Origin of the sequence: Sphingomonas sp. DC5200-1, assembly GCF_049897245.1 — a bacterium.
GTDB classification, from domain to species: domain Bacteria; phylum Pseudomonadota; class Alphaproteobacteria; order Sphingomonadales; family Sphingomonadaceae; genus Sphingomonas; species Sphingomonas aquatilis.
In genome coordinates, this window is record NZ_JAFCVW010000007.1 from 40230 (window position 1) to 55773 (window position 15544).

17 protein-coding genes are annotated in these 15544 nt (G+C 64.6%); 11 read left to right on the forward strand and 6 right to left on the reverse strand.

Going from position 1 to position 15544, the window contains the following annotated elements:
• The 10 genes from ACP7A3_RS15480 (at position 1) to copM (ending at position 7500) form a co-directional block, all read left to right on the forward strand.
• Positions 1–687 (forward strand): ZIP family metal transporter, encoded by a 687-nt coding sequence (locus ACP7A3_RS15480; RefSeq protein WP_426256574.1) that lies wholly within the window; start codon positions 1–3, stop codon positions 685–687.
• Positions 684–1292, forward strand: a complete 609-nt coding sequence (locus ACP7A3_RS15485) for a cation transporter (protein ID WP_007406859.1) — start codon at positions 684–686, stop codon at positions 1290–1292. Before ACP7A3_RS15480 ends, ACP7A3_RS15485 begins: the two co-directional genes overlap by 4 nt.
• A complete protein-coding gene (locus ACP7A3_RS15490; RefSeq protein ID WP_007406838.1) occupies positions 1289–3790 on the forward strand; it encodes a heavy metal translocating P-type ATPase in 2502 nt (833 codons plus the stop codon). Before ACP7A3_RS15485 ends, ACP7A3_RS15490 begins: the two co-directional genes overlap by 4 nt.
• Entirely contained in the window at positions 3787–4536 is a 750-nt protein-coding gene (locus ACP7A3_RS15495) for an HAD-IIB family hydrolase (protein WP_007406852.1), read from the forward strand. Before ACP7A3_RS15490 ends, ACP7A3_RS15495 begins: the two co-directional genes overlap by 4 nt.
• 113 nt (positions 4537–4649) lie before the next feature.
• On the forward strand, positions 4650–5105 hold the full coding sequence (locus ACP7A3_RS15500) for an MgtC/SapB family protein (protein WP_018251228.1): 456 nt from the start codon (positions 4650–4652) through the stop codon (positions 5103–5105).
• A 119-nt stretch (positions 5106–5224) separates the two neighbouring features.
• Positions 5225–5581 (forward strand): hypothetical protein, encoded by a 357-nt coding sequence (locus tag ACP7A3_RS15505; protein WP_231731359.1) that lies wholly within the window; start codon positions 5225–5227, stop codon positions 5579–5581.
• 12 nt (positions 5582–5593) lie between these two features.
• Positions 5594–6202: a DedA family protein gene (locus ACP7A3_RS15510; RefSeq protein ID WP_007406854.1), complete on the forward strand. Its 609-nt coding sequence runs from the start codon at positions 5594–5596 to the stop codon at positions 6200–6202.
• Positions 6203–6447: 245 nt separating this feature from the next.
• On the forward strand, positions 6448–6798 hold the full coding sequence (locus ACP7A3_RS15515) for a DUF3147 family protein (RefSeq protein WP_018251229.1): 351 nt from the start codon (positions 6448–6450) through the stop codon (positions 6796–6798).
• Between the two features lie 5 nt (positions 6799–6803).
• The gene (locus tag ACP7A3_RS15520) at positions 6804–7118 is read left to right on the forward strand and encodes a hypothetical protein (protein ID WP_206379108.1); all 315 of its coding nucleotides are present in this window, start codon (positions 6804–6806) and stop codon (positions 7116–7118) included.
• Entirely contained in the window at positions 7105–7500 is a 396-nt protein-coding gene (copM, locus tag ACP7A3_RS15525; RefSeq protein WP_050794225.1) for a CopM family metallochaperone, read from the forward strand. Before ACP7A3_RS15520 ends, copM begins: the two co-directional genes overlap by 14 nt.
• Before the next feature lie 21 nt (positions 7501–7521).
• Here copM and ACP7A3_RS15530 read toward each other — a convergent pair whose 3' ends face one another.
• The 4 genes from ACP7A3_RS15530 to ACP7A3_RS15545 form a co-directional block, all read right to left on the reverse strand.
• Positions 7522–7797 carry a hypothetical protein gene (locus ACP7A3_RS15530; RefSeq protein ID WP_143058621.1) on the reverse strand — a complete coding sequence of 92 codons (276 nt, stop codon included), beginning with the start codon at positions 7795–7797 and terminating at the stop codon, positions 7522–7524.
• Between the two features lie 121 nt (positions 7798–7918).
• Positions 7919–11155: an efflux RND transporter permease subunit gene (locus ACP7A3_RS15535; RefSeq protein ID WP_018251231.1), complete on the reverse strand. Its 3237-nt coding sequence runs from the start codon at positions 11153–11155 to the stop codon at positions 7919–7921.
• A complete protein-coding gene (locus ACP7A3_RS15540; protein ID WP_007406857.1) occupies positions 11152–12306 on the reverse strand; it encodes an efflux RND transporter periplasmic adaptor subunit in 1155 nt (384 codons plus the stop codon). Before ACP7A3_RS15540 ends, ACP7A3_RS15535 begins: the two co-directional genes overlap by 4 nt.
• Complete coding sequence (locus ACP7A3_RS15545; protein WP_007406848.1) at positions 12303–13562, reverse strand: TolC family protein; 1260 nt, start codon at positions 13560–13562, stop codon at positions 12303–12305. Before ACP7A3_RS15545 ends, ACP7A3_RS15540 begins: the two co-directional genes overlap by 4 nt.
• Positions 13563–13757: 195 nt before the next feature.
• Between ACP7A3_RS15545 and ACP7A3_RS15550 the strand changes: the two genes are divergently transcribed.
• Complete coding sequence (locus ACP7A3_RS15550) at positions 13758–13970, forward strand: hypothetical protein (protein ID WP_043058994.1); 213 nt, start codon at positions 13758–13760, stop codon at positions 13968–13970.
• A 152-nt stretch (positions 13971–14122) separates the two neighbouring features.
• Here the strand turns inward: ACP7A3_RS15550 and ACP7A3_RS15555 are convergent, their stop codons facing one another.
• Together ACP7A3_RS15555 and ACP7A3_RS15560 are read right to left on the reverse strand one after the other, a co-directional pair.
• Positions 14123–14314, reverse strand: a complete 192-nt coding sequence (locus ACP7A3_RS15555; protein WP_037569978.1) for a DUF1289 domain-containing protein — start codon at positions 14312–14314, stop codon at positions 14123–14125.
• Positions 14314–15438 (reverse strand): nickel/cobalt efflux transporter, encoded by a 1125-nt coding sequence (locus ACP7A3_RS15560; RefSeq protein ID WP_007406849.1) that lies wholly within the window; start codon positions 15436–15438, stop codon positions 14314–14316. The genes ACP7A3_RS15555 and ACP7A3_RS15560 overlap by 1 nt, the downstream gene beginning before the upstream one ends.
• Positions 15439–15544: the final 106 nt, after the last annotated feature.

Here is a 15544-nt window from a genome sequence, read left to right on the forward strand (position 1 = left end):
ATGCAGGCACTGCTTTACACGCTTGCGCCTGTGCTGGCGGTCGTAATCGGCGCGATCATCGCGAGCCGCACAAAGTTAAATCCTGGCCTCGTGGCGGGGCTACAGCATCTTGCTGCCGGCGTCGTGTTCGCGGCGGCAACGACTGAAATCCTGCCGCAGGTCAAGCATGAGGCTTCGCCCAGCGCGACGTTGATCGGCGGGGCGGCGGGCGTCGTAACGATGCTGGGTCTCAAGGCTTTCGAGGCCCGCTTCAAGGGGCCGATGGCGCTGCTCGCCGCGATCGGCATCGACATCCTGGTCGATGGCCTGGTGCTCGGCCTTGCGTTCGTCGCGGGCGAGAAGGCGGGATTTCTGCTGACGATCGCGCTGACACTCGAAGTGCTCTTCCTGGGTCTGACACTGACCAACGAGCTGGCGGAAACCTATCGCTCGCGCCTGCGCATCATCGTGATCGTCTCGGCCTTGGCGCTGCTGCTGCCGATCGGCGCGCTCGCTGCCGTTCCTGTCGCCACGCTCTCGCCGGTAATGGTCGCTGGCTTCCTGAGCTTTGGGCTGATGGCGCTGCTCTACCTCGTCACGGAAGAGCTGCTGGTTGAGGCGCACGAGAAGCCTGACACCCCGCTCATCAGCTCGATGTTCTTCGTAGGGTTCCTCGCCCTCCTGACGCTCGAGGAGATCATGGGATGAATGCGAGCAACGACAACGCGGGCACGCAGGAGCGTCGCACGCTCTGGATCGTGCTGCTGCTGAACGCAGCAATCGCAGCGGGCTTTTTCGTATCCGGCGCGTTCGCCGATTCAAGTGCGCTCATCGCCAACGGCGTCGACAATCTGTCCGACACCGCCGTTTACGCTCTCAGCCTCGTCGCGCTGACCCACGGTAAGACGTGGAAGACGCGCGCCGCGATCGCATCGGGGGTAATGCTGCTGATCTTTGCGGGCGGCATCCTGATCGATGTCGGGCGACGCTATGTGCAGGGGAGCGAGCCGATCGGACCGACCATGATGGTCATGTCGGCGATCGCCGGCGTCGTAAACTACCTCTGCCTGCGGCTGCTCCAGCGGCTCAAGGATCCGGACGTTAACCTACGGGCCGCCACCACCTTCAGCTTCAATGACTTCATTTCCAATGGCGGCATCCTGATCGCGGGCGTGCTGGTGCTGTGGCTGGGCACCAACTGGCCGGACCTTCTGGTCGGCTTCGCTACCGCCATCATCGCCATCAAGGGCGGTGTCGAAATCCTGCGCGACGCGCGCGCCGAAACCAAGAAAAGCGAAAGGAGGTCGTCATGAACGACAAGCTCGAACTCGATATTCCAGTATTGTTGCCGGACCTTCCTGACGCGGCCGACGCTTGCCTGGACCGTCTCGTATCAACCCTGTCAAAGCGCGAAGGCGTCGAGCGGGCGCATGTGATCTGCCTCGACGGCGACACGCCGGCGGCCCTGTGCATCCATTTCGACGCTGCCAAGCTGCCGCTGCCGCGCTTGCGCGAGATGGTGCGCGCCGCGGGCGCCGAAATCACCGAACGCTACGGCCATGCGATCTGGCAGGTGACGGGGATCAGCCACGAGCGTCGGGCGCGCACCGTCAGTGACGCGCTATGCGCGCTGCCGGGCGTGGTGCAGGCGAGTGCCAGTACCAGTGGGTCTGTCCGGGTTGAATATGACCGCCGCGAGACCACCGAAGAGGAGGTGCGTTCGGCGCTTCGCAAGTTGAAGGTCCGGGTGGGCAAGCGGGTCGCCGCCGACGACCATGCCGGCCATGACCATGGTCCCGGTGGGCACGGGGCGGGCGAGGAGAAACACGGTCCTGGCGACGGTCACGACCATAGCCATGCCGATTTTCTTGGTCCCAACACCGAGTTGATCTTTGCGCTCGCTTGCGGCGCGCTGCTGGGAATTGGCTACGCGATCGAGAAGCTGGCCACCGGTGCACCGGACTGGCTGCCGACCGCCTGCTACATCGCAGCCTATTTCTTCGGCGGGTTCTTCACGCTGCGCGAGGCAATCGACAATCTTCGGCTGAAGAAGTTCGAGATCGACACGCTGATGTTGGTTGCTGCCGCCGGCGCCGCTGCGCTGGGCGCATGGGCCGAAGGCGCGCTGCTGCTGTTCCTGTTCAGCCTTGGCCATGCGCTTGAGCATTACGCGATGGGACGCGCCAAGAAGGCGATCGAGGCGCTGGCGAAGCTCGCGCCCGAAACCGCGACCGTGCGACGTGACGGGCAGACCAGCGAAATCCCGGTCGAGGAGATGGTTGTCGGGGATATTGCTATCGTCCGACCAAACGAACGCCTTCCCGCCGATGGTTTCGTCATCACGGGCACGAGCGCGATCAACCAAGCCCCGGTGACCGGCGAGAGCATCCCGGTCGACAAGGTGCCGGTCGCGGACGCGGCAGCCGCCCGCGCCAAGCCCGATGCGGTCGAGGCGGAGAGCCGCGTCTTTGCCGGCACGATCAATGGCGGCGGCGCGATCGAGATCGAGGTGACGCGCCGATCCAACGAGTCCGCGCTCGCCAAGGTGGTGAAGATGGTGAGCGAGGCGGAGACGCAGAAGTCGCCGACGCAGCGCTTCACCGATCGGTTCGAGCGCATCTTCGTGCCCGCCGTCCTGATCCTGTCGGTGCTGCTGCTGTTCGCCTGGGTGGTCATCGACGAGCCGTTCCGCGACAGCTTCTATCGCGCGATGGCGGTACTGGTCGCAGCGAGCCCTTGCGCGCTCGCGATCGCGACGCCGAGCGCGGTCCTGTCCGGCGTCGCGCGCGCGGCACGTGGCGGTGTGCTGGTGAAGGGCGGTGCGCCGCTCGAAAACCTCGGCTCGTTGAAGGCGATCGCCTTCGACAAGACCGGCACGCTGACCGAAGGGCGCCCGCGCATCACCGATGTCGTGCCCGTCGACGGCACCGACGAAGGCGAGCTGCTGTCGCTGGCCGTCGCTGTCGAGGCGCTGAGCGATCACCCGCTGGCCCAAGCGATCGTCAACGACGGCCGCGAACGCCTGAATGGGCGCCCGTTGCCCACCGCTGGCGACCTCAAGAGCCTGACCGGTCGTGGCGTCACCGCGAGCGTGGATGGCGAGACGGTGTGGATCGGCAAGGCCGAGATGTTTGGGGGCGAGGGCATACCGGCGCTGGGGCAGGGGGCGCAGGACGCGATCGCGAAGCTGCGCGAGAACGGCCGCACGACGATGGTCGTCCGCAAGGGAGACCGCGACCTAGGCGCGATCGGCCTGATGGACACGCCCCGCGAAGCGGCCAAGACCGCGCTGCGCCGGCTGCACGAGATGGGTGTGTCGCGGATGATAATGATCTCCGGCGATCACCAGAAGGTCGCCGAAGCGATCGCCAACGATGTCGGAATCGATGAGGCGTGGGGCGACCTCATGCCCGAAGACAAGGTGGCCGCAATCAAGAAGCTTGCCGGCGAGGACAAGGTCGCGATGGTCGGCGACGGCGTGAACGACGCGCCCGCGATGGCGAGCGCCACGGTCGGCATCGCAATGGGCGCGGCGGGGTCGGACGTAGCGCTCGAGACGGCCGACGTAGCGCTGATGGCCGACGACCTGGCGCACTTGCCGTTCGCGGTCGGCCTGAGCCGTCATACGCGCGGCATCATCCGTCAGAACGTGTTCGTCAGCCTGGGCGTCGTCGCCTTCCTCGTGCCTGCCACCATCCTCGGCCTCGGCATCGGGCCAGCGGTGGCGGTCCATGAGGGATCGACACTGCTCGTCGTCATCAACGCGCTCCGGCTGCTCGCCTACCGCGACCCGGCGGGGAACGCGGCATGAAGTGGCTGGTCGCTTTCGACCTCGACGGCACGCTCGCGGAGAGCAAACGCCCGTTATCGGAGGATATGGCCGCGATCATCGCCCGGTTGCTCGCCGTTACCGATGTGGCGGTGATCTCGGGCGGGGACTGGCCACAATTCGAAAAGCAGGTCGCGTCGCGCTTGCCTGCGGACGCAGCGCTCGACCGCCTCTGGTTGATGCCGACCACCGGCACCAAGCTCTATCGCTTCATCGATGGGGCTTGGTGCGTGGTCTATGCCGAGCTGTTCGACGATGCGGAGAAGGCGAAGATCCGCGCGGCCTTCGACCGGGCGCTGGCCGATGCCGGCCTCGCCGATGAACGCATATGGGGCGAGCGGATCGAGGATCGCGGCAGCCAGATTACCTTTTCGGGGCTGGGGCAGGCGGCGCCGCTGAAGGAAAAGGAGGGATGGGACCGGGATCGGAAAAAACGCACTGCATTGCAGGCGACCTTGCGCGCAGTGCTGCCGGGCCTCTCGATCAATCTTGGCGGTACGACATCGATCGACGTGACGAGGGCAGGGGTCGACAAAGGCTACGGCCTGAAGCGCCTGAGCGCCGAAAGCGGCGTGCCGCTCGACGGCATGTTGTTCATCGGCGATGCGATCTTCCCCGGTGGAAATGACTATCCCGCCGTCGAGATCGGCCTCGACACGGTCAGGGTGCGCGACGTTGCGGAAACCGCCGCCGTCGTGGCCGCCATCATCGCATGTCTGCACCGGTAGGTTCGCAGATGTTCACGATCCTCGCCTTAATCACGAGCGCCTTCAAGGCGCTCGGCCCAACATTCGTTTTTAACCTCCGATTTGGAGCGATCGCGTAGAACAGGCAGGCCGGCATGTTTCAAAGCTCATGGTGGGAGATAACCACCCATATCATCAGTCTCGCCGTCGCCTACGCGCTTGCCCTTCCGGTTGGCTGGGATCGCGAGAAGGACGCCCGTAGCGCAGGCATCCGCACATTCCCGTTGGTTGCCATCGCCAGTTGCGGCTTCGTGCTGGTAGGCATCGCGATCCTCGGCCGCACGTCCCCGGCGCAGGCCAGGTTGCTCGAAGGTCTGATTACAGGCGTCGGTTTCATTGGGGGCGGCGCGATCCTGAAGAAGGGTAGCAAAGCCTCGGGTACGGCAACAGCGGCCAGCCTGTGGGCGACTGGCGCGCTCGGGGCGGCCGTCGGCTACGGCCTATACGATATCGCCTTCATCCTGAGCTGCACCACCTTCCTGACCCTGCGCTGTTCTCGTCCGCTCAAGCGCGCTACCAATGGCGACGCCTGTACTCCGGCAAGTCCATGACGACCTCTCAGGCGAGCCGATGGACACATCCAGTGCAAGCCCTCACCCGACGTTGGGCGCCGGCGCGGACTATCCCGGCGCGGGACCGCCAACACCGCTTGCTGCGCTGGGCGACGCTGTTGGAGCGCAATCCTCACCAGATCATCGGCCTGCTGCCTCCCTCTTGGGCAGGCGGTGACGCGCGCGGCCCGATGATCGATCGGCCGAGCGCGATCGATGTCGCATGGGACGATGTGGTGCTGCGTGTGATGGGGCTGGCGGGTCGATCGCGCCGTGAAGCCAAAGCATTCTTCGGGCTGTCGGACGCGGAATTGGATCGAATTGTCGCTGGGTCGTGGCGGTGTCCGATCCGCCCCGCTTGGCAGGTCGCCGCGCGGATCAGGAACGTCGAGTGCCCGCGACTGGAAAACGCGATCGTAGGATCGGTCCTCGCCCTCATCCTCGTGTTCTGCGCCATCTTCTATTGGATCATCTGACGAGGCTGTCTTGTGTTCGACATCATAACATCGATCCTATCGGCACTCGGCGGCTTTGGCGTCTTCCTGCTGATGCTGGCCGAGAACGTCTTTCCGCCGATTCCATCGGAAGTGATCCTGCCCCTTGCGGGCTACACGGCCGCGCAGGGGCGCGGCTCGCTGTGGGTGGTCGTTATCGCTGGCACCCTCGGATCGGCCGCAGGAGCGATCCTATGGTACTATGTCGGGCGCTGGATCGGCATCGATCGGTTGAAGCGCTTTGCTTCTCGCCACGGTCGATGGCTGACGTTGACGGCGGACGAGATCGATCATGTCGATCGCTGGTTCGACCGCTATGGCCGTTGGGCGGTTCTGTTCGGACGAATGGTCCCGGGAGTCCGGACGTTGATTTCGGTGCCAGCAGGGGTCAGCGGAATGCCCCTCGGTCCGTTCCTGCTTTCCACGCTTGCCGGCTCGGCAATATGGACCGTGATCCTCGTGCTAGCCGGCTACGAGCTGGGCGAACGCTATAATCAGGTGGCGAGCGTCATCGAACCGGTCAGCAACGCCGTGCTCTTGCTGGCCGTCATTTGGTATCTCTGGCGGGTCGCGACCTTCGGGCGATCCGGGGATCGCCATTGATGAATGTCAATGGCTCGTCTCCCGTTTTTCCCGCCGGACTTTGGCTTACGGCAGCTTCGATGCTGGTCTTCGTCACGCGCTACGCCAGTGCCCTTGGCCTGGTCCCGCGAGGAACCACGTTCATTCTCATCAAGTGGATCGGGAGGCTTTACCGCATCGGGTTTCGCGCATGGCGTCGCAACGGGGGGAAGTGGCGCTGGGCCGCATCATCAAGATCCACCGCCACAAGGTAAGCGAAGCATCCTATGTACTATCTTGCAGTCAAGGCCATCGTCTCGGGCATACTAATCGCGGCAGCGTCGGAAGTGGCGAAGCGCTATCCCGGGTTCGGAGCGCTGATTGCGTCGCTACCGGTCGTCTCGGTCCTTGGCATGATATGGCTGTGGCACGACCGGCCTGATGCGATGAACATGGCGGCCCATGCGCAGGCGACCTTCTGGTTCGTACTCCCCTCGCTGCCGCTATTCCTACTGATACCAGTCCTTTTGCGTCACGGAATTGGCTTTTGGCCAGCCTTGGCCGCCGGATGCTGCCTGACCGTCCTGCTCTATATCGCGATGGTTCTCGCACTCCGGCGCTTTGGCATCGCTTTGTGATTTCCATGAACAACGAGCGGGTGAACAGAATGACAAACCTCAAGGAACGCGCGCTCATTGCCGCTGTCGCGACCATCGCTCTGACTGGATGCGGACTGATTAAACCACGGGATGCTGGCTATTTCCGTTTCCACGCGGAAGAGGCGAGGCTGGTTGTCACCCGCTGCGAGCGGGGCCAGGAAACCGGCAGCGACTGCGAGGCCGCGGCCCAGGCCGTGGCCGAGCTCGATGCGGCTGCGCGCCGGCAACCTCCGGCCAGAGCCGGACGCCAGCGCGGACATGATGCTACACTGGAGAAGGAACGTGATGATCGGAATTAACGGCACGCTCGCGCTGATGGTCGCAACGGCCGCTGGACTGACGCCACCTGCTGCGAGCGCACAGCACGCTCAACACGGTACGAGCGTGACCCGGGGAGCTGATGCGGGAAAGCGGGCCGACACGCCCGCAACCAGAGCCTACCGGGCCGCGAACGCCAAGATGCATGGCGCTATGGACGTGGCCTTCACTGGTGATGCCGACGCCGACTTCATGCGCGCGATGATCCCCCATCATGAAGGCGCGATCGCGATGGCCGAGATAGAATTGAGGTACGGGCGCGATCCCGCTGTTCGCCGGCTTGCAGCCGAAGTAGTGGCGACGCAGCGGCGCGAGATCGCCGAGATGCGGGCGTGGCTTGCCCGGCGCGAAACCCGCAAGTAGCGGCCCGAAGCCTTACCGCCGTCAATGATGGCGGCGGTAATGCCTCGGACGGGAATGACGATCATAGTGCCGATCGCGCACGTAGTGGCGAGACTGGTATCGCGGAGAGTCGGCATAATAGCCGCCACCATAATAGGGCTGCGCATAGCCATAGCCGTGATTTGACACGACCACACGTCCATGTCCGCCGTAGCTACCATGACCTGTGGAATGACGGCCACCATGGTGCTGCGCCATCGCAGTACCAGGGACCAACGAAGCCAGCAGCCCCGCTGCAATCCAAAATGTCTTACGCATGTCTACTCTCCTACCATCGGACGATAGGATCGAACGACGGCGTATTTGATATTAGGGCTTCTACTTGAACCGACACTGAACTTGATGCCGGTCAACGATACCAGAACGTGCGCATGTAGACTCAAATCTGGGCCTTTGTGGTGCCGACAGTCGAACCTTGTGCCTTTGAGCCTCTCAATCGCATGGACAACGCTGTGATGGCTGGCAGGACAAGAAGGGTCAGGATTGTCGATGTTATAAGCCCCCCGATGACGACCGTTGCGAGTGGGCGTTGCACTTCTGCTCCTGTGCCGGTCGCAAGCGCCATCGGCACGAAGCCAAGAGACGCGACCAGCGCGGTCATCAGCACCGGACGGACGCGCTCCATTGCGCCGCCCACGATCGCATCGTCGTCGGCCGCACCGTCTTCGCGATACTTTCCGATCGCACTCATCATCACGAGGCCGTTGAGGACGGCAACGCCCGATAGGGCTATGAACCCGACCGCTGCGGTGATCGAGAAGGGGATACCGCGCAGCAGCAGCGCAAACACGCCCCCTGCGAGCGCCATCGGCACCGCCGAGAACACGATCGCCGCCGACACGAAGCTGCCGAGCGCCATGTAGAGCAGGGCATAGATCGCGATAAAGCAGATCGGCACGACGATCAGCAGGCGCAACCGAGCCGATTGCAGGCTCTCGAAGGTGCCGCCCCACTCAGTATACATGCCGGCGGGAAGCTGCATCTGGCCGATCCTCGCCTGTGCTTCGTCGACGAACCCGCCAAGATCGCGCCCGCGGACGTTGATCTGCACGACCACCATCCGCTTGCCATTCTCGCGACTAACCTGGTTCAACCCCTGCGTGTAGTTGAACCGGGCGACCTGGCTGAGCGGGATCGAGCGCGCCACCTGACCCTCGGCAGTGGGCAGCATCACCGGGATCGACCCCAGTGTCTCAAGGTCATCCCGTTGCGCATCGGGGAGGCGGACCACGACGTCGAACCGCCGGTCTCCCTCGAACAACAACCCGGCCTCGCGCCCGCCAAGCGCAGCCGAGACCGTGTTCGCCACCTCCTCAACCGACAGGCCATAACGGCCCGCCGCTTGCCGATCGATCTGCACGTCGAAGGTCGGCGCGCCGGACGTCTGTTCGGCACTCACGTCACCAGCGCCCGGGATGGTGCGCATGACGGAAGCGATGCGCCGCGCCTGTTCGCTCATCGCGTCGAGGTCATCGCCGTAGAGTTTGATCGCGACGTCGGCGCGAACGCCGGCGATCAGCTCGTTGAAGCGCATCTGGATCGGTTGCTGAATCTCTGTTCGGTTGCCGATCAGCGGTTTCATCCGCTCCTCGATGCGGCGAAGGATGTCCTCCTTGCTCTTAACCTCCGCCGGCCACTCGTCCTCTGGCTTTGGAATCACATAGGTATCCGACGCATTGGGCGGCATCGGATCGGTGCCGAGATCGGCGTTGCCGTTCTTAGAGAAGACCAGCGCCACCTCCGGCAGCGTCTTCAATGCATTCTCGATCTGAAGCTGCATCTGTGTCGACTGATCGATCGACGCCGATGGCACGCGGAAGTTGGTGACGGTTATGTCCTTCTCGTCGAGCTGCGGCATGAACTCCTCGCCGAGCAAGCCAAAGCTCAGCACTGCCGCGACGAACACGCCGACACCGCCCAGAATGAAGGGCATCGGCCGAGCTACGCCCCTGCCCAGCACGGGGGCGTAGCGTTCCTTGAACCAGCGGATCGGCTTCACTTCCGTCTCGCTGACCCGGCCCTTGACGACGATCGCGATCATCGCGGGAACGAAGGTCAGCGACAGGACGAAAGCGGAGGCGAGCGCCACCATCAACGTGATCGCCATCGGCGCGAACGTCTTGCCCTCAACGCCCTGGAAGGTGAGCAGCGGCACGAAGACGAGGAAGATGATGAGCTGACCATAAACGGTCGGCCGCACCATCTCCTTGGCCGCGAGTGTCGTTTCCTCCATCCGCTCGTCGCGGGTGAGAAGCCGGCCTTCATGCTCCTGGCGCTCGGCGAGGCGGCGAAGCGCATTCTCGACGATGATGACGGCGCCGTCGACGATCAGCCCGAAGTCGAGCGCTCCAAGGCTCATCAGGTTGCCCGATACGCCCAGCCCGTTCATGCCGGCGGCCGTCATCAGCATAGTGATCGGGATGACCGCAGCGGTGATGAGCGCGGCGCGGATGTTGCCGAGCAGCAGGAACAGCACGACGATGACGAGCAGCGCGCCTTCTGTGAGGTTCTTTTCGACCGTCGCGATCGTCGCGTTGACCAGCTTGGACCGGTTGTAGACCGGCTCGGCGAACACGTCGGGCGGCAGCGCCTTGTTGATCTGCGTCAGCTTCTCGGCGGCATCGGTCGCGACGATGCGGCTGTTGTCGCCCACCAGCATCAGCACGGTCGAGATGACCGCTTCCGATCCCATGCGACTGCCGGATCCGGTGCGGACCGCACCGCCGATCACGACCTGGCCCACGTCCTTGACGCGGATGGGAACGCCGTTCCGGGTTGCCACGACGGCTTCCTGAATGTCATCGATCGATTTGAGGCGAGCATCGGCGCGGACAAGGAAGCTCTCGCCGGCACGGCGGACGTAATTGGAGCCGGCAGAGAGATTGGCCCGCTCCATCGCGTCCGCCAACTCCGTCACCGACAGCCCATAGCTAACGAGCGCGTTCAGGTTTGGCTCGATCAGATATTGCTTCACATAGCCGCCGTTGGAATCAACCCCGGCGACGCCGCGCACGGCGCGCATCTGTGGGCGGATGATCCAATCCTGCACCGTGCGGAGATATGCCGCCTTCGCCAGCTCGGTGGTCAGGCGTTCGCCCTCGGGCGTGAGATAGCTGCCGTCCGACTGCCAGCCCGGCTTCCCATCGACCGTCTTCAAGCCCTTGCCGTCGGGGTGACGGAAGGCGACCGAATAGAAGAAAATCTCGCCGAGCCCGGTGCTGAGCGGTGCTAGGATCGGCTGCGCGTTGGAAGGCAGGCTGTCGCGCGATTGTGCGAGCCGTTCCGTCACCTGCTGGCGCGCGAAGTAAATGTCGGTGCGGTCGGTGAAGACCGCCGTTACCTGGCTGAAGCCGTTGCGCGAGATGGAGCGGGTCATCTCAAGCCCTGGGATTCCGGCCAGCGCCGTTTCCACCGGGAACGTCACCTGCTTTTCGATGTCGACCGGCCCAAGCGTCGGGGCGAATGTGCTGATCTGGACCTGTCGGTTGGTGACGTCGGGCACAGCGTCAATCGGCAGCTTGGTGATCTGCCATAAACCAAAGCCAATGACGACGAGGGTCAGGACGGCGACAAGCCATCGCATCCGGACCGAAAGGGAGAGGATGCGGCCGATCATTCCGCCGACTCCTTCTCGATCTCCGCTTTGAGGAGAAAAGCGTTGGTGGTGGCGATCTGCGTGCCGGCGGCGAGGCCGCCGGTGATCGCCACCATCCCGCCTGATCGGCTGCCGACCTGAACCGGCTGTGCGCGGAAGCCTTGGCCGGTGCGGACGAACACTACGGTATCGCTGCCAAGCGTCTGCACCGCGTCTTGCGGCACCATCACGCCACTCTTGGCGGCCCCGCCGCTGGCGAGGATACGAGCCTGCACAAGCTGGCCCGGGGCGAGTGTGCTGCCGCCAGAGGTCGGCGTGATGACGACGGTCGCGGTCCGCGATTGCGGATCGACGACGCCGGTCGACGAACGTACGCGGCCCTCGATCTTGCGGCCATCGGTGGTGGTCAACTCCACCCTGTCACCTTCTCGGACCCGGCCTGCATCGGCGGGGGGAACGCTAGCCGTGATCTGAAGCCGGCGCGGGTCGGCGACGCGGAACAGCTCGGTTTCAGCCGCGACGAACTGGCCGAGATTGGCACCAGCATTGGTGACGCGCCCCGAGACGGGGCTGACGACCGCAACCGATCGGCCGTCACCTGATACGCGGGCAGCGCCTGCGGCGGCGCTAGCGCGCCGGGCATCGGCCTGGGCGACCGCCAGATTGGCTTGTGCGGCTTCATAGTCAGCGCGGGGGGTGACGCCCTGGGCAAGCAAACCGCGTTCGCGTTCGAGCTGGCGAGCGGCGAGAGTGACGCGCGCGGACGCGGCCGAGCGATCGGCTGCGATCTGCGAAGCATCGCGGCTCTCGACCAGAGCGAGCGTCTGGCCGGCTCGCACAAGATCGCCGATGCGGACCATGATACGGCTGACCGTGCCCGGTGCGCGCGCGGTCAGCACCGCCTCGGCGTCGGGCGTCGCCTCGACCGTAGCGGAGGCAAGGATCGCGGCGTCCAGCTCGCCGGAGGCCGCCGGGGCTACAGTGATCTGCGATGCCGAAAGTGCCTGCTGCGTCATCGCGACCGTGTTCGACGGCTTGGCTGGCGCTGCGGCCTCCGTAGGAGCAGGGGCAGGGGCGGGCGATTGGGTGAGGCGCGCAGCGCCGAATCCAAGCGCGGCGGCAGCGACCAGGCCAATGGCGGCGCCGGTGTAGAGGCGAGTTTTATCGGTCATTGCACCGCTTCTCCGGTGATGGTGAGGCCCTGCAGACGGGCGAGATTGGCGCGGGCGTCGAGGCGCGCTGCGGCGGCATCGAGGATGAGGCCGCGGGCGACTCCGAGATTTTGACGTGCGGCGAGCAGTTCGATCAGCGGGCTTTTACCTGCCTCGTAAGCGATGCGGGCGAGGCGGTAGCCTTCTTCGGCGGTTGTCAAAGTCCGCTGCGCGGCAGCGGCACGAGCGTCGGCTGCCTCGACCAGCGCTAGACCGGCGCGTGTCCCGGCCTCGGCTTCGAGCCGGGCCGCGGCGGCGCGCGCTTCTGCTCCTTGCAGCTCAGCGCGTGCCGCCGCGATGTTGCCCTGGTTGCGATCGAAGAAGGGGAGCGGGACCGATATGCCGGCGACTAGGGCAGGGCCGCTCGCGACGCGGAGTTGACGCACTCCAAGCTGCGCAGTGACGTTCGGAATGGCGAGGCGCTGTTGCACCGTCACCGCCCGCGCAGCGGCGTCTTGTTCGGCTTCCGCGACCCGCACCGTCGTCGCCTGCATCGCGTCAATGGGACCGAAAGCCGGCTTGGCATCGAGCCGATCGAGGAGTGACTCCGAAAGACCGGTGAAGGGGGTGGTCATACCGGCGAGCGCCGAAAGACGTGCCAGCGCGACCGTCTTGAAAGCGCGCGCGTTTTCGAGGTCGGCCTGAAGCGTGTTCAGTTCGGTTTCGGCCTGCACTTGCCGGAGACGGGCTTCCTTGCCGGCGCCGACCAAAGCGCGGGCAACCCTCAAGACATCGGTCGCCTGTTTAACCTCTTCTTCGGCGATGGTGATGCGACGATCGGCGATTTCGGCACCAGCATAAGCGCGCGCCAGCTCAGTCGCAAAGACGAGACGGCCGTCACGATCGCGCGCCTTTGCCGCAACGATCCCGGCTTCACCGGCGGCGATCCGAGCGGATCGCTTGCCGCCCAGTTCGACAGGCTGATCGACCTGGAAAGTCGTCTGTTGTTGATTGCGCGCATTGCGATCGTGGTCGCCCACGAAATTCTCTGCATAGACATTGATCGAGGGGTTCGGTCGGGCGCGCGCTTGTAATGCCAAGCCGCGTGCTCGGGCGACGTCTGCTTCTAGCGCCAGGACGCGCGGCACATCACGCGTCTGATTTAGAAGCTGTGCAAAGGGGGGTGCGGTCTGCGACCACGCCGCACCTACGGGCGATAGCGCCGCAAAGGCGCCGGTCAGCGCAACGGTGCGCGACCGGCGAAAACTGCCGTTCATAGTGCATGATCCTCTAGGGTAGTCAGTCGACGCGCGCGGCGTCGGCGAGACTCAACCGCGAGGCGGACGCAGAAGCTTAGATGGGTCGATCCCGCTGGGGAGCGATGGAGTTAATATCGACCACACGCGAGCGGCGACGATGGCCGCAACCGGCGCAGCCCTCGCGCCATCGAAAGCAACCCAGTGGCCTGCGGCGTGGGCAAGAAGGTGAGCTGGCCCGTCGCCGTCGGCCTGCTTTGCCGGAGCCTGATCGTCATGATCGATCATAACCGCATGGTCGTGATCGTCATCAGAATGGGTATCGACCATGGCGACTTGAACCGGGCCGTGATCGTGAACCATGGCGCTATGCCATCCCGATACTGCGACAAGCCCGAGGACAGCGGCCAGCGCCAACACGACTCCTAGGATCGCAACAGAGGAACGCTGCACCGCCATCATTTGCAGCGTAAGCCGACGCAAAAAACGGGGCAAGGAAATCACTTGCCGGTCAATTCGAGCGTTCACGCTATTTCAGCCTGCTCGACATTATACCAGCGCCTTGGCGGCGAGACACGACATCAGGACGTGCCCCCCTTTGCGGAACGGTCGGTCAGCTTTGCCAAGCGGTGTGGCAGGTCGCTCATGACGCGGCGTGCATCACCAGGTCGCAGGTTACGCCAACGCCGGACCTCGTCGCGCGTGCGGCCACACCCCCGGCACCATCCGGTGCGGGCATCGAAACCACATAGATCGACGCAAGGCGATCGCATCAGATCGCGCCGATCCGACTGAGGCCTTGCAAGCCGGAATAGGCCATGTAGCCCGCGATCACGAGCATCAGGCCCGCCGACGCATAAGGCGCCTTGCGCGCGAAGTCGCCGAACCCTGACCAGCGCTTGCGGATGTGCGTGACGCTGAGCGATGCGATGACGCCGGCGCTGACCATCGTCACGGCAAGGCCGACGCTGAACGCGCTCACCAGCACGACACCGAGCGCGAGACGCTTGAGCTGGAGGCAGAGCAGGAGGACGGTGACGGCTGCGGGGCAGGGGATCAGCCCGCCCGTCAGGCCGAACAGCGCGATCTGGCCGGTCGTTACCTGACGATCGGCGAACCGGCGGCTGATATCGGCGGCGTGGGCGCGCTCATGCGCGTTCATGTAGGCATCGTCGCCCGTGACCTTCAGTCCATCATGCCCGTGGCCGTGATCGTGCCCGTGTTCGGCGAATGTGAGGTCGTAGTCATGGCTGTGGCCGCCGTGGCCCAGCGAGACGCGCGCGTTGAAGGCGTGCGGTTCCGGGATCTCCTCGACGCTTTCGATGTAATCGCCCCGATCGACGAAGCGGAATGTCTGCGAACGGCCTTCGCCGCGATCCGTTGTGAGGATAACATCCGCCGCTTTCCAGCCACCCTTGGCAAAGCTCGCCCGCCAGCGCGGCGGCACGCCATCCTCGAAAATCTCCAGACGCATCATGCCGTGGCCGGTGTCGATCGTGCGGATCTCGTCCTCGCCGTGATGGTGGTGGTGATCGTGCGCGGCTTCGGCCTTCTGATCGGCACGCGTGCGCCAAATCATCCATAGACCGATGCCAAGAACGATGACGGCCGAGCCGAGCAGGAGGTAAGGCTCGGTCGTTTCGGTGTTGATGCCGCGCCCGAGATATTGCCCGCCAAGCGCGATGCCCCACACGATCGCGGTGTGCGAAAGCGCCGCGCACAGGCCGAGCAGGACGGCTTGGCCAACAGTGCCACGCACTGCGATAATAAACGCAGCCATCATGGTCTTGGAATGGCCGGGCTCCAGCCCGTGCAGCGCACCGAGCAGCAGCGCGGTCGGGATGAACAGCCAGAGATTGGAGCTGCCCTGTTGAACGAGTTCGGCGAAAGAGGTCATGGTGCGTCCCGGCAAGCCCGGCGGTCGCGACCGATCGGACGTGAAGTTCGGGCAGGTCCATATCCCCCCATGGGGATAGAGTCTATCCCCCCGGGGGGTTGCTCGA

Excerpts from the sequence above, each read along its gene's own strand:
- ACP7A3_RS15480 (WP_426256574.1), top strand. The coding sequence starts at position 1 with ATGCAGGCACTGCTTTACACGCTTGCGCCTGTGCTGGCGGTCGTAATC.
- ACP7A3_RS15485 (WP_007406859.1), top strand. The coding sequence starts at position 684 with ATGAATGCGAGCAACGACAACGCGGGCACGCAGGAGCGTCGCACGCTC.
- ACP7A3_RS15490 (WP_007406838.1), top strand. The coding sequence starts at position 1,289 with ATGAACGACAAGCTCGAACTCGATATTCCAGTATTGTTGCCGGACCTT.
- ACP7A3_RS15495 (WP_007406852.1), top strand. The coding sequence starts at position 3,787 with ATGAAGTGGCTGGTCGCTTTCGACCTCGACGGCACGCTCGCGGAGAGC.
- ACP7A3_RS15500 (WP_018251228.1), top strand. The coding sequence starts at position 4,650 with ATGTTTCAAAGCTCATGGTGGGAGATAACCACCCATATCATCAGTCTC.
- ACP7A3_RS15515 (WP_018251229.1), top strand. The coding sequence starts at position 6,448 with ATGTACTATCTTGCAGTCAAGGCCATCGTCTCGGGCATACTAATCGCG.
- ACP7A3_RS15520 (WP_206379108.1), top strand. The coding sequence starts at position 6,804 with ATGAACAACGAGCGGGTGAACAGAATGACAAACCTCAAGGAACGCGCG.
- copM (WP_050794225.1), top strand. The coding sequence starts at position 7,105 with ATGATCGGAATTAACGGCACGCTCGCGCTGATGGTCGCAACGGCCGCT.
- ACP7A3_RS15530 (WP_143058621.1), bottom strand. The coding sequence starts at position 7,797 with ATGCGTAAGACATTTTGGATTGCAGCGGGGCTGCTGGCTTCGTTGGTC.
- ACP7A3_RS15535 (WP_018251231.1), bottom strand. The coding sequence starts at position 11,155 with ATGATCGGCCGCATCCTCTCCCTTTCGGTCCGGATGCGATGGCTTGTC.
- ACP7A3_RS15540 (WP_007406857.1), bottom strand. The coding sequence starts at position 12,306 with ATGACCGATAAAACTCGCCTCTACACCGGCGCCGCCATTGGCCTGGTC.
- ACP7A3_RS15545 (WP_007406848.1), bottom strand. The coding sequence starts at position 13,562 with ATGAACGGCAGTTTTCGCCGGTCGCGCACCGTTGCGCTGACCGGCGCC.
- ACP7A3_RS15555 (WP_037569978.1), bottom strand. The coding sequence starts at position 14,314 with ATGCGATCGCCTTGCGTCGATCTATGTGGTTTCGATGCCCGCACCGGA.
- ACP7A3_RS15560 (WP_007406849.1), bottom strand. The coding sequence starts at position 15,438 with ATGACCTCTTTCGCCGAACTCGTTCAACAGGGCAGCTCCAATCTCTGG.